The 12049-nt window shown below is 42.3% G+C and carries 14 protein-coding genes and 1 tRNA gene; 11 read left to right on the top strand and 4 right to left on the bottom strand.

Annotation, left to right across the window (positions count from 1 at the left end; translation table 11 throughout):
• Window positions 1-96: 96 nt before the first annotated feature.
• Window positions 97-169 (bottom strand) — tRNA-Phe (locus DUL71_RS22740).
• A gap of 206 nt (window positions 170-375) precedes the next feature.
• Here DUL71_RS22740 and DUL71_RS22745 point away from each other — a divergent pair.
• Entirely contained in the window at window positions 376-1677 is a 1302-nt protein-coding gene (locus DUL71_RS22745; protein ID WP_114940181.1) for a 4Fe-4S dicluster domain-containing protein, read from the top strand.
• 57 nt (window positions 1678-1734) lie between these two features.
• Window positions 1735-2538: a (Fe-S)-binding protein gene (locus DUL71_RS22750; protein ID WP_114940182.1), complete on the top strand. Its 804-nt coding sequence runs from the start codon at window positions 1735-1737 to the stop codon at window positions 2536-2538.
• Here the strand turns inward: DUL71_RS22750 and DUL71_RS22755 are convergent.
• A complete protein-coding gene (locus DUL71_RS22755) occupies window positions 2533-3015 on the bottom strand; it encodes a hypothetical protein (protein WP_114940183.1) in 483 nt (160 codons plus the stop codon). The two genes, DUL71_RS22750 and DUL71_RS22755, sit on opposite strands and share 6 nt — an antisense overlap.
• Before the next feature lie 46 nt (window positions 3016-3061).
• Here DUL71_RS22755 and DUL71_RS22760 point away from each other — a divergent pair, with 46 nt between their 5' ends.
• Both DUL71_RS22760 and DUL71_RS22765 read left to right on the top strand, forming a co-directional pair.
• Complete coding sequence (locus DUL71_RS22760) at window positions 3062-3547, top strand: ABC transporter ATPase (RefSeq protein ID WP_114940184.1); 486 nt, start codon at window positions 3062-3064, stop codon at window positions 3545-3547.
• 118 nt (window positions 3548-3665) lie between these two features.
• Window positions 3666-4067: an SPW repeat domain-containing protein gene (locus DUL71_RS22765; protein ID WP_091165187.1), complete on the top strand. Its 402-nt coding sequence runs from the start codon at window positions 3666-3668 to the stop codon at window positions 4065-4067.
• 55 nt (window positions 4068-4122) lie between these two features.
• On the opposite strand, the gene DUL71_RS22770 is transcribed toward DUL71_RS22765, so the two are convergent.
• Together DUL71_RS22770 and DUL71_RS22775 are read right to left on the bottom strand one after the other, a co-directional pair.
• On the bottom strand, window positions 4123-4809 hold the full coding sequence (locus tag DUL71_RS22770; protein WP_114940185.1) for a PAS domain-containing protein: 687 nt from the start codon (window positions 4807-4809) through the stop codon (window positions 4123-4125).
• An 86-nt stretch (window positions 4810-4895) separates the two neighbouring features.
• Window positions 4896-6185, bottom strand: a complete 1290-nt coding sequence (locus DUL71_RS22775) for a BamA/TamA family outer membrane protein (protein WP_114940186.1) — start codon at window positions 6183-6185, stop codon at window positions 4896-4898.
• A gap of 232 nt (window positions 6186-6417) precedes the next feature.
• Here DUL71_RS22775 and DUL71_RS22780 point away from each other — a divergent pair, with 232 nt between their 5' ends.
• The 7 genes from DUL71_RS22780 (at window position 6418) to pyrH (ending at window position 11981) form a co-directional block, all read left to right on the top strand.
• Window positions 6418-6888 (top strand): hypothetical protein, encoded by a 471-nt coding sequence (locus tag DUL71_RS22780; RefSeq protein WP_114940187.1) that lies wholly within the window; start codon window positions 6418-6420, stop codon window positions 6886-6888.
• Window positions 6889-7081: 193 nt separating this feature from the next.
• A complete protein-coding gene (gene rplM, locus DUL71_RS22785) occupies window positions 7082-7519 on the top strand; it encodes a 50S ribosomal protein L13 (protein WP_091220406.1) in 438 nt (145 codons plus the stop codon).
• Window positions 7520-7544: 25 nt separating this feature from the next.
• The gene (gene rpsI, locus DUL71_RS22790; RefSeq protein WP_090529485.1) at window positions 7545-7931 is read left to right on the top strand and encodes a 30S ribosomal protein S9; all 387 of its coding nucleotides are present in this window, start codon (window positions 7545-7547) and stop codon (window positions 7929-7931) included.
• Between the two features lie 18 nt (window positions 7932-7949).
• Entirely contained in the window at window positions 7950-8792 is an 843-nt protein-coding gene (gene rpsB / locus DUL71_RS22795; protein WP_112573239.1) for a 30S ribosomal protein S2, read from the top strand.
• 167 nt (window positions 8793-8959) lie between these two features.
• Window positions 8960-9811: a translation elongation factor Ts gene (tsf, locus tag DUL71_RS22800; protein WP_114940188.1), complete on the top strand. Its 852-nt coding sequence runs from the start codon at window positions 8960-8962 to the stop codon at window positions 9809-9811.
• Between the two features lie 217 nt (window positions 9812-10028).
• Window positions 10029-11150, top strand: a complete 1122-nt coding sequence (gene nagA / locus DUL71_RS22805; RefSeq protein WP_114940189.1) for an N-acetylglucosamine-6-phosphate deacetylase — start codon at window positions 10029-10031, stop codon at window positions 11148-11150.
• 126 nt (window positions 11151-11276) lie between these two features.
• Entirely contained in the window at window positions 11277-11981 is a 705-nt protein-coding gene (pyrH, locus tag DUL71_RS22810; RefSeq protein WP_112573245.1) for a UMP kinase, read from the top strand.
• The last annotated feature ends 68 nt before the right edge of the window (window positions 11982-12049 follow it).

Raw genomic sequence — 12049 nt, forward strand, 5'->3', positions numbered from 1 at the left:
GTAGTGATCCACGAACATAGAAGAGTAACGTAAAAAACGCTTTTTTTTTAAAAAAAAAGGCCATTTTCTTATCGAAAATGACCTTTTTTAAACTTGTGGTACCAACTGGGATCGAACCAGTGACACAAGGATTTTCAGTCCTTTGCTCTACCATCTGAGCTATGGTACCAAACCGTTCCCGTGATTGGGGAGTGCAAATGTAGCCTTTTTTTTATGTTTGAAAACTTTTTTTTGAAAAAAGTTTAGATAAGCCATCGTTTATTAAATAACTACTCAGAAAATCAGCGACTTAATTTTTGAATATTTTTTCTGATCGCAAAACATTTCGTGCTTTGAACAATTCAATTAACTTTGAACTAATACTATGCATGCATAATGATTGCACAAATTATATTCATAATCATATTAGGCGCCGCTATTTACCTGTTCAGTAAAAATGTAGCCAAAATACGTCGTAACATATTGTTAGGTAAGGATACAGATCGTAAAGACCAGTCGGCCCTACGCTGGAAGGTTATGGCAAAAATAGCCCTGGGGCAAACCAAGATGGTTAAACGCCCGGTAGCCACTGTCATGCATTTTTTTATTTATGCGGGTTTTATCATCATCAACCTCGAAGTGCTGGAGATCATGATCGATGGTGTTTTTGGCTCGCACCGGATCTTTGCCAATCCGCTTGGCGGGTTGTATGGTTTCCTGATAGGGGCGTTTGAGGTGCTTGCTGTGCTGGTGCTTACTGCATGTATTGTTTTCCTTTGCAGGCGTAATGTTATCCATCTGAAAAGGTTTACCGGCACAGAGATGACCCAATGGCCAAAATCTGATGCCAACTATATCCTCATTACCGAGATCTTGCTCATGACTGCTTTCCTGACCATGAACGCGGCCGATTATAAATTGCAGCTGTTACATTTTGGTCACTACGTTAGCGCCGGAAGTTTTCCTGTGAGCTCGTTGTTGGCTCCATTGCTGCCTGATGGTGCTTCAGCATTGGTAATTGCCGAACGGGTTTGCTGGTGGTTTCATATTGTAGGCATCCTGTGTTTTTTAAATTACCTGCCCTACTCAAAGCATTTCCATATCCTGCTGGCTTTTCCCAATACGTATTATTCAAACTTGAACCCTAAGGGTAAGTTTACCAATATGGCTTCGGTTACCAACGAGGTTAAAGCTATGCTTGATCCATCTTATGCACCTGAAAATACCGGTGAACCGGGAAGGTTTGGCGCAAAGGATGTAACCGACCTTACCTGGAAAAACCTCATGGAGGCTTATACCTGCACTGAATGCGGCAGATGTACTTCTGTTTGTCCGGCTAATATTACCGGCAAATTACTATCGCCCCGCAAGATTATGATGGATACGCGCGACCGTATTACCGAGATTGGTAATAACATCGATAAGCATGGGAAAGATTACCAGGATGATAAATCATTGCTTGATAATTATATCAGCAGGGAGGAGCTTTGGGCCTGCACCAGTTGCAATGCCTGTGTAGAGGCTTGCCCGGTAAATATCAATCCACTGGAAATTATAACCGAAATGCGCCGCTACATTGTGATGGAAGAATCACAGGCTCCGGCCAGCCTAAACAATATGTTTAGCAACGTGGAAAACAACGGCGCTCCATGGAAATACAGTCAGGCCGACAGGTTTAACTGGACGGAAGAACAGTAGGCAGTTAGCAGTTTTTAGTTAGCAGTTTACTTTACAAATTCAAATTTTAAATTCGAAATGGAAAATCCGAAATCCGAAATAAAGATCCCTACCATGGCCGAAATGGCTGCCCAGGGCAAAGAACCTGAAATTTTGTTTTGGGTTGGATGTGCAGGTAGCTTTGATGAACGCGCCCGCAAAATCACCCGTGATATTTGTAAGATTCTGCACTACGTAGGTATCAGCTATGCTGTTTTAGGAACAGAGGAGAACTGCACCGGCGATCCGGCTAAGCGTGCCGGTAATGAATTTCTGTTCCAGATGCAGGCCATGATGAATATCCAGGTATTGGATGGTTATAATATCAAAAAAATAGTTACAGGTTGCCCGCATTGTTTTAATACCATCAAAAATGAATACCCCGGTTTAGGAGGCAATTATGAGGTAATTCATCATACCCAACTTATCCAGCAACTCATAAATGACGGAAAGCTCAAAGCCGAAGGTGGAGAAAGTTTTAAAGGCAAACGGATCACCTATCATGATCCTTGTTATTTGGGGCGTGGAAATGATGTTTATGAAGCCCCTCGCGCGGCGCTTGACATACTGGATACCGAACTGGTAGAAATGAAACGCTGTAAATCAAACGGTTTGTGCTGTGGTGCTGGTGGCGCTCAAATGTTCAAAGAGCCGGAGCCCGGTAAAAAGGACATCAATATAGAGCGTATTGCCGATGTTATTGAAGCTAAAGCCCAGGTAGTGGCTGCCGCTTGCCCGTTTTGTATGACCATGCTTACCGACGGTTTAAAAAATCAGGATAAAGAGCAGGAAATAAAAGTGCTGGATATCGCTGAGATCACGGCAAGGGCTAATGGCTTATAAACTTTTCATCCTGAAATAATTCAACGCGTTTTTCAGACTGTCAAACCGGGCCGGGCTCATATTGTGCACCGGTAAGCCGAGCGAAGTAGCCATAGAGTCAATATTGCCTGCGGGATCTTCATAGGTTTGCACAATAATATCGTCTGTTTGAGTGTTAAATTTAAGTATGCCTGTGGTATCGCCGGCTGTGTAGTCAATATTGGTGAGGCGGTGCAGGTTAAACGAAAAATATTCCTGCTTACCCTGTTGATAAGTTTTTCGGAGGCGGATAAAATAATCGGCAGTGAGGTTTAATTCCCACTTTTTCAGGTTGTTTTCGCCGGATGGGTTAAAACTGATGTTCAGGCATTTATTGCTCCAGTTTAGCCATTCCTGTTCGCTCATTTCGGCTTTAAAGCCGTAATTTAGCGCACTAAAGGCAAAAATTGATGTAATGAGCATGGTTTTCCCGATCGCCGGAATATTTGATGTTTTCATGACAGCAAGAATGTAACCTGAAGTTAATAAATTGATATTTTTGGAAATGATTTTTTCTCCACAGTCAAGAGTTTGGATATATCAGTCGGACAGGAAATTAACCGACCAGGAAGTGTCTGCTATACAGCCTGAACTGGATAGGTTTACCACCGGTTGGACGGCCCATAACAACCAGTTAAAGGCTAAGGCCGAAGTCAGGTATAACCGTTTTTTTATTTTGATAGTTGATGAAAGCCAGGCAGGTGCCAGCGGCTGTTCAATAGATAAGTCGGTGCATTTTATGCAACAAGTGCAACAGCATTTGGGCATTAACTTGTTTGATAGGTTCAACCTGGCCTATCGCGAAGGTGAGGAAGTGTTATCATTGCCGCGCCATGGTTTTGAGGCTAAGCTAAAAGATGGCAGTATTAACAAGGAAACCATAGTTTACAATAACCTGGTGCAAAATTTAAACGAGCTGGAAACTAAATGGGAAGTTCCGTTTAAGGATAGCTGGCATATTCAGTTGTTTCGTGATCTGGTAGTCAGTTAATTATCTGCGGGTTCAAATTTTTAAAATTTACTGTGCTTAAGCCATACAAATGTTTAACTTTGGCACAGAATTTTGATATAAATCGTTTATACTGGTACTTTATAAATAAGCTATAAAAATGAAAGGCTTCATCTCAACCAAAACTTACGGATTTTTAAACTACGTTGTAGCCCTGTTAATGATCTCAACCTTATGGACTTTTGGTGGTACACTGCATGTTGGTGGCGCTGCTTTGTTCCTGCCTTTAATAATTGGCTGGTTGCAACTGATCATGGCTATCTTCGCTAAAAACGAAATGGGCTTTATTAAACAATTCCCAATGGTTATGCACAATGTTGGTGACGTAATTATGGGTTCATTTTTATTTTGCTCACCATGGGTTTACGCGTTTTCTGATAAAATGGTGTTACCTCAATTAGTTTTTGGCGCTTACCTTTTAATTGTAGGTTGCTTTACTAAAGGTTCTCCATTCATTAATCCACAAGTTGAAGAAGACCACGGTGTAAGCTACAACGCTTAATTCCGTTTAAAAAATATAAAACAAAAGAGGCACTCATTCGGGTGCCTCTTTTGTTTTATATGCCAAGCTCTTTGGCTTGCTGCTCCTCGCGCTGATTACGCATTATTTTGGTAAATCCGCGGTGATTGTGTTCTTCATCAAACAGGGGGAAAAACAAACCGCTGCCCCAAAAGCGTGATCCGTCCTTGCGTACATGGTAGCGTTCATCAATAGCCCTGCCCATGCTCAATGCTTTTTTTAATTCCAATTCGGGCTTGCCAGAAGCAATATCTTCAATAGTGAAAAATATGCGGGCATTAAGTCCTAAAGCTTCCTGTTCGGTGTAGCCAAGTACTTTTTGGGCGCCGGTATTCCAACTGTTGATATTACCGTTTTTATCGGTAGTGATCACCGCGTAATCTTCAAGGCTGTCCAGCACCTGCCTAAAAAACTCTTCGCTCATCCTGAAATAGGTATCGTCAAAAATATCTTTGTCGGTTATGGCATCATCAACCGTTTGATATTCAATAAAAATGCTGGTTTTGTCTACACCGCACACCAGCTGCATAGGCTCGCGGGTTATGCGGTAAAAGGTTTCAAAGCCTGCAGGCAGATTGTTCAGCTCCGGCTTTCCTTTAACAGGTACAAGGGTAATGTCAACAACTTCTTCTGTTTGCTGATTTACGGTTACTTTAACTAATACATATTCGTAGCCTTTTTCAATAAGGTCGCCAAGTAGTTGTGAGGTTAACGGAGTACGCATTTTACGGTGGATTGCTTGTTCAAAAAAATAAGTGCAAAAGTGACACCATTTATAACAGCGCTGTTGTTGGTAAAGTTTGCTTATAGTTAAAAGACTTCGTTAAGCCCCAGAAAGAAACCGCTTGAACCATAAGTGCCGCGGGCATAGTCAATACACAGATTGGAGCGGGTGTATTTATTAAACAACAGTCGCAGGCCTGCGCCGCCACCGGGTTCCCAATGCCTGAACAGCCTGATGCGTTGCTGGTTATTGGCCGTTTCGGCATTAATAAATGCAACGCCACTGAGCAACTTGTTTGATGTAAGCGGAAAGCGGTATTCAGCCTCATTGTATACGAATGACATGCCTTTGAAACGCCCTATAATAAAAGCCCTGCCAATGCGTCCGTAAGCGTCGCTGCCGGTACCGGGTAGCTCAAGATACGGTAGGGCCCCGCTTAACAGATAGTTTGACCAGTGCCAGACTGCAAAAACATGTTCGGGATGGGTTGATGATAAGCTCCAGTATTTTCTGAATTCGAACTTTATCTGCATGGCGTCGCGGTTGCTGCCCAGCCAGGTTTGATTGCTACGCAAAACAACATCAGCATAAATCCCCCTGAATGGGCGGTTAGGCTGATCGCGGTTGTTGAACTGGAAATTGAACAACAAGCCATTGGCCTGGTATGAGCTAATCGGGAAGCCATTGCGGATGCTATACCGATAATTGTGGGTTTGGCTTATAGGGATATCCTTACGGTCGTCATCAATATGGCTGTAATAATTAAAGCTTAAGCCCGCGCCTACATAGATATGGTTAGCCAGCTTGCGGTAGAGCCGCTCGTTGGCTTTGATGTACAGGTAGCGGATAGGAAAAGCATCGGGATTGTTTTCAAAATGGGTATCATTCATGAAAAAGCTACCCTCACCATAGCTGCGCCGGCCCGTGCCGAGGCCGTTATCCATGGCAACAGTTTTCCCCATTTGTACGGTTCCCTGCAGGTTCCATTGGTTTTGTGCCGAAAATGCATTTTGCTTAAATTCAAAGGTAGAGAGCCCGCTGGTTGACAGGTAAAACCCCGCGTTAATTACGGAAAGCGTAGTAGATGAAGGATCGCCAAAATATTTCCCTCCCGATGAGATCACACCGACAGCGAAGCCCACACTTGGGTTATAAGCGGCCGATGGTAATACCGACCAGTAGGTGCGATTTTGTGATTGTGTAGTTGTTACAGAAGGCTTGCTGCTTTTGCCACTGAATATAGAAGCTAAGATACCGGTGGCATCCACTTGCGATTGTAGCGAATCAACCGGATCGGCCAGGGTTTGGGCAAATAGCTTGCCGGCACTTAAAAGTACAAGCAAGGTTAAGGTAAGCCGGTAAACAGCGCGGGTCAATTATTTAGGGGTTAATAGTTGCTCCTGCTAATATATTTATATCATATGAATGTAAAAAACTTATTACAAAATAAACCATAGCTTATTATAACCTTAATAAAGTGTTAGGGATAGAAGTGGATACCGGCCAAAGCGTAATGCCTGCAGGCGTATAAACGGATAGCCCGGGCCACAGGCAACACCATTAAAGGTTACTTTTTGAAGACGTACGGTATTAAGTAAAAACGGGGTAATGAAACAACACTATAATTTAGTTAGTACAGTGGTCGCACTGTTAATTATTTTAGTCGCCGGGTTGCTTTTAGCTGGCTGTGATACCCGGAAAGTAAACAAGTTTGTGACTTTAAACACTACTAAAATGGTGGAAGCTGATGATAATATTATTGATTCAACTATGGGGCCAGCCCTTATATCTGCCTATTTATGCAAAATAACGAACAATTTAAGTGAGGATTCTATTCCCTATGCCGACGTCTACGTTTGCAAGTCGTTTAAGCGCGACGCCATATTAGGCGATACTGTTATAATTCTTGATACGCAACTGAGGAAAGAAATTTCAGGAAATCCTAATATATACTGGACTGGAATCAAAAAAACAAAAAAACTGAAAGCGTGTAAGATAGCTGTACCTCAGGATCAGTTAAGCAAGCTACAAAAGTATACTTATAAATATGCTCGGGTAACGTTAGTTACGGATGATTGAGCCGTATAAAAGCATCTGCTGTTTTTAATTATTGATTTATAAGCCTATCCCCGAAAAAGCCCGAAAAGAAATTGCTTTTAAAGTATAGTAAAATTTCCTTAAAAACTATTTGCTAATAAAGTAATTAACCCTATCTTTGCAGTCCCGAAAATACGGGGTATAATAAACGTTTAAACAATTTAATTTAAAGCAAGTGAATACGTTAAGTTACAAAACTGTCTCAGCCAACAAAAAAACCGTTAACAAACAATGGGTTGTTGTTGACGCCGAAGGCGAGATTTTGGGGCGCTTGTCTACGAAGATCGCAATGATCATTCGTGGTAAAACCAAGCCTGATTTCACCCCAAACGTAGACTGTGGTGATAATGTGATCGTTATCAACGCAGACAAGGTAAAACTGACCGGCAACAAACTAAGCGACAAAGTTTATGTTCGTTACACTGGATATCCAGGTGGTCAGCGTTTTATTTCTCCTAAGGAGTTATTGGCGAAACATCCAACCCGCATCATCGAGAAAGCGGTACGTGGTATGTTACCTAAAAATCGTTTGGGTAAAGCATTATTCGGCAATTTGCATGTATATGCAGGTGCTGAGCATCCTCATGCTGCGCAAAACCCAAAAGCCATTTAATTTTTAATTTTTAAGGAGAAAAAAAATGCCAACAACTAACACTTCAGGCAGAAGAAAAACAGCCGTTGCCCGCATCTACCTTACAGAAGGAAATGGCGCGATCATCGTTAACGGTAAAGATTACAAAGAGTATTTCCCTACTTTGCCATTGCAATATATCGTAACTCAGAGCACTGAGGTTTCTGGTAGCACCGGAAAATACGATGTTAAAGCAAACGTTGCAGGTGGTGGTGTAAAAGGACAGGCAGAAGCCGTTCGTTTAGCTATCGCTAAAGCTATTGTTGAACTTGATGCTGAAAAGAAACCGGCATTACGTGCTAAAGGCTTAATGACCCGCGATGACCGTATGGTTGAGCGTAAAAAACCAGGTCGCAGGAAAGCACGTAAGAGATTCCAATTCAGTAAACGTTAATCACAGGAGGACAACAAAATGGCAAGAACAACTTATCAGGATTTACTGGACGCTGGTGTACACTTTGGTCACCTTACCCGCAAATGGGATCCGAAAATGTCACAGTACATTTTCATGGAGCGTAACGGTATCCACATTATCGATTTAAATAAAACCTTAACCAAGGTTGAAGAAGCTGCTGCAGCTATAAAACAAATTGTAAAATCAGGCCGTAAGGTATTATTCGTAGCTACAAAGAAACAAGCGAAAGATATCGTTGCTGATTACGCAAAAAGCGTAAACATGCCATACATCACCGAGCGTTGGTTAGGTGGTATGTTAACCAACTTTGCTACTGTACGTAAGTCAATCAAAAAGATGTCAAACATCGATAAATTGACTAAAGACGGTACTTACAGCAACCTTTCTAAAAAAGAGCGTCTGATGATTCAGCGTGAGCGTATCAAATTAGAAACCCTTTTAGGTGGTATCTCTGATTTGAACCGTTTACCGGCTGCTTTATTCCTGATCGACGTTAAGAAAGAGCACATCGCGGTTTCAGAAGCATTAAAGTTGAACATCCCTACATTTGCTATGGTTGATACCAACTCTGATCCTTCAAACATCGACTTCCCGATCCCTGCGAATGACGATGCTACTAAATCAATTTCATTGATCACCAGCATCATCATCAAAGCTATCGAAGAAGGTTTAGATGAGCGCAAACGCGAGAAAGAAGACGAAGCTGAAAAAGAAGCAGTAGCTGCAAAAGCTAAAGCTGATGCTCCTGAAGCTAACGAAGGCGGCAAAAGAACTCGCAAAGTTGCTGAAGTAGCTGCTGAAGGTGAAACTGAAGCTCCAGCTGCTGAAACAGAAGAATAATCTTCCTTGTTAAAACCCTTAGGGTACAACAAAAAATTATATTAATTCTCTCACCTCAGCAAGGGGTGGGAGATTTTTAATATTAAAAATAGTTGCGGGTTACAGTAGCATAACACCATAGCGGTAACTTGTAACCCGATATAAAAAATCTTAAAACTCAAAAAAACATGTCTACAGTACAAATTTCTGCAGCCGACGTAAACAAACTGCGCCAGCAAACCGGTGCCGGTATGATGGATTGCAAAAAAGCATTAACCGAAACTAACGGTGATTTTGAAGCAGCTATCGATTTTTTAAGGAAAAAAGGTGCTAAAGTTGCAGCAAGCCGTCAGGACAGGGAATCAAACGAAGGTGTTGTTATTGCGCGTACTTCGGCTGATTTTAAAACCGGCGTTATCATCGAGCTTAACTGCGAAACTGACTTCGTAGCTAAAAACGCTGAGTTCATCGCTTTTGCTAACGAAATTGCTAACAAAGCTGTTGAGGCTACACCAGCTTCAATTGAAGAACTTTACGCTCTTGAAATTGACGTTGAAACTACCCGCGTAAAAATTGGTGATGCTATCATCGAAAAAACCGGTAAAATCGGCGAAAAAATTGGTGTATCTAAATATGAGATCGTTACAGGCGAAAAAGTTGTTGCTTACATCCACGGTAACTTCCGTTTAGGTGTATTGGTAGCTTTGAGCGCTAATGGCGAAGGTGCCGAAGAGGCAGGTAAAGACGTAGCAATGCAAATTGCTGCTATGAACCCTATCGCTTTGGATAAAGACGGTGTTGACGCTTCAGTAATTGAGCGCGAGCTTGAAATTGCTAAAGAGCAGATCCGTGCAGAAGGTAAACCAGAAGCAATGGTTGAAAAAATTGCTGCCGGTAAACTGAACAAATTCTACAAAGACTCAACCCTGTTAAACCAGGAGTTTGTGAAAGACTCATCTAAGAGCATTTCACAGTTCCTTGACTCGGTTGAAAAAGGCCTTACAGTAACCGCCTTTAAGCGAGTAGCTTTAGGAGCTTAATTATATTATCCCCCGATGAAAATCGGGGGATTTTTTTTGCAATAATGTTTCGTAACACCTCTAAAACCATGTCATTGCGAGGAGGGACGACGAAGCGACGAAGAGGGGGCTGTCAGTCTGAGCCTGTCGAAGACTCGCGCGTATGGGCCCACCCACCATGCTTCGACGAGCTCAGCATGACATCCGTTTTTAACCTGACGTAGAATTTATACTGAACATGATAACAGCCCTCCACAACCTTAAACTCATTTCAACCGGCACCATCGCCGAAAGTAAAGCCGTTTTAATCTCAAACGGTACTATCACCGATATTATTGACGAAAGCGCTATCCCAACGGATGTTGCAAAGAAGGACCTGAACGGCGCATATCTTGCCCCCGGATTTATCGATTTGCAGATCTACGGTAGCGGAGGTAAACTTTTTGCGGGTACACCAACCGTTGAGGCGTTGGAGCAATTAGAAAATGATCTGCTGAACCAGGGAACCATTGGGGTATTCGCTACTATCGGTACCAATACCAATGATATTGTAGAAACCGGTATTGAAGCGGCCAAGGTTTATCGTGAAAAAAGTAAAGGTGCTTTCTGGGGATTGCATTTGGAAGGGCCATATTTAAATCCTGCCAAAAAAGGTGCCCATCCAGAAAAGTTCATTAAAAAAGCCACGCTTGCCGAAGTTAAAGGATGGGTTGAAAAGGCTGATGGGGTTATTAAAATGATTACCATTGCTCCCGAGCTGCAGGATCAGGAGGTGATTGACTATTTATACGAGCAGGGCATCATCATATCATCAGGCCATAGCAATGCTACTTATGCCGAAGGTAAATCATTTTTAAAGAAACCGGTGCAGGCTGTTACACATTTGTTTAACGCTATGCCATCTATGCACCACCGCGAGCCTGGCTATATTCCCGCTATTTTTGAGGAGCGGCCGTATACCAGTATTGTAGCCGATGGTATCCACGTTGATTTTGCAATGGTACGTTTAGCCAAGCGCGAGCTGGGCGATAAGCTTTTCCTGATCACTGATGCGGTTACTTCAACTAAGGAGGGCGCTTACCAGCACGAGTTAAGAGGCGACAGGTATACCATGCCCGATGGTACTTTATCGGGTTCATGCCTTACCATACTTAAAGCGGTTGAAAACTGCGTTAAAAAAGTAGGAATAGACCTCGCGGAGGCTGTAAACATGGCATCATTATATCCTGCTGAGCTGGCCTCACAAACAAAGAAGGGTAAAATTGAGCAAGGCTTTGATGCCGACCTTGTTGTTTTTAACGCTGATTTTGAAGTGCTTGAAACGATATTGAAGGGTGATTTTTTAACAAAGACAACATAAAATTTTAACACTGTAAATTTATTCGCTATTTTTGGCGAACTACTCCCGTATGAACAGAGCTTTATCAATTCTTGATATAAACAAAAGCAGGTTTCATCTATTTCTATTATTAGCAAATCACACCAAATGAAATACAAAAGAATATTACTGAAACTTTCGGGCGAATCGCTGATGGGCACAAGGCAATATGGTATTGATAATAACCAGGTTTTGCAGTATGCTCATGACATTAAAAACGTTTATGATGCCGGTATTGAGATTGCGGTAGTTGTTGGAGGCGGTAATATTTTCAGAGGGTTAAGTGCCGAAAAATCGGGCATGGAACGCGCTCAGGCTGATTATATGGGCATGCTTGCAACCGTTATTAACTGTATGGCGCTGCAAAATGCTTTGGAAAGCATTGGTGTGGAAACGCGTCTGCAATCGGCCATTAAAATGGAGCAGATCTGTGAGCCTTATATCCGTCGTCGTGCTATGCACCACCTGGAAATGGGCAAGATCGTGATCTTTGGTGCAGGTACCGGTAATCCTTATTTTACTACTGATACTGCCGCTTCATTACGCGCTATCGAAATTAAAGCCGATGTGGTATTGAAAGGTACCCGCGTTGATGGTATCTACACTGCCGATCCGGAGAAAGATCCAACAGCAACCCGTTACGACGAGATCTCCTTCCAGGAAGTTTACGACAAAGGCCTGAACGTAATGGACATGACCGCCATTACCCTTTGCCAGGAAAACAAGCTGCCTATCATTGTATTTGATATGAACAAAGAAGGTAACTTTATGAAAATTGCCAAAGGAGAAGATATTGGTACGCTGGTAAAATAAGCTATTAAGAAGCTGAAGTCGGAATGCTAAAAGCTTAAAGCCGGGCCTGGAAAAATTTAATTAAAAAA

The sequence above is a fragment of the Mucilaginibacter endophyticus genome (assembly GCF_003351025.1).
GTDB classification, from domain to species: domain Bacteria; phylum Bacteroidota; class Bacteroidia; order Sphingobacteriales; family Sphingobacteriaceae; genus Mucilaginibacter; species Mucilaginibacter endophyticus.

Coding starts and splice junctions, on each gene's coding strand:
- DUL71_RS22745 (WP_114940181.1), top strand. CDS start 376: ATGATTGCACAAATTATATTCATAATCATATTAGGCGCCGCTATTTAC.
- DUL71_RS22770 (WP_114940185.1), bottom strand. CDS start 4,809: ATGCGTACTCCGTTAACCTCACAACTACTTGGCGACCTTATTGAAAAA.
- DUL71_RS22750 (WP_114940182.1), top strand. CDS start 1,735: ATGGAAAATCCGAAATCCGAAATAAAGATCCCTACCATGGCCGAAATG.
- rpsB (WP_112573239.1), top strand. CDS start 7,950: ATGGCAAGAACAACTTATCAGGATTTACTGGACGCTGGTGTACACTTT.
- DUL71_RS22755 (WP_114940183.1), bottom strand. CDS start 3,015: ATGAAAACATCAAATATTCCGGCGATCGGGAAAACCATGCTCATTACA.
- pyrH (WP_112573245.1), top strand. CDS start 11,277: ATGAAATACAAAAGAATATTACTGAAACTTTCGGGCGAATCGCTGATG.
- DUL71_RS22760 (WP_114940184.1), top strand. CDS start 3,062: ATGATTTTTTCTCCACAGTCAAGAGTTTGGATATATCAGTCGGACAGG.
- rpsI (WP_090529485.1), top strand. CDS start 7,545: ATGCCAACAACTAACACTTCAGGCAGAAGAAAAACAGCCGTTGCCCGC.
- tsf (WP_114940188.1), top strand. CDS start 8,960: ATGTCTACAGTACAAATTTCTGCAGCCGACGTAAACAAACTGCGCCAG.
- DUL71_RS22780 (WP_114940187.1), top strand. CDS start 6,418: ATGAAACAACACTATAATTTAGTTAGTACAGTGGTCGCACTGTTAATT.
- nagA (WP_114940189.1), top strand. CDS start 10,029: ATGATAACAGCCCTCCACAACCTTAAACTCATTTCAACCGGCACCATC.
- DUL71_RS22765 (WP_091165187.1), top strand. CDS start 3,666: ATGAAAGGCTTCATCTCAACCAAAACTTACGGATTTTTAAACTACGTT.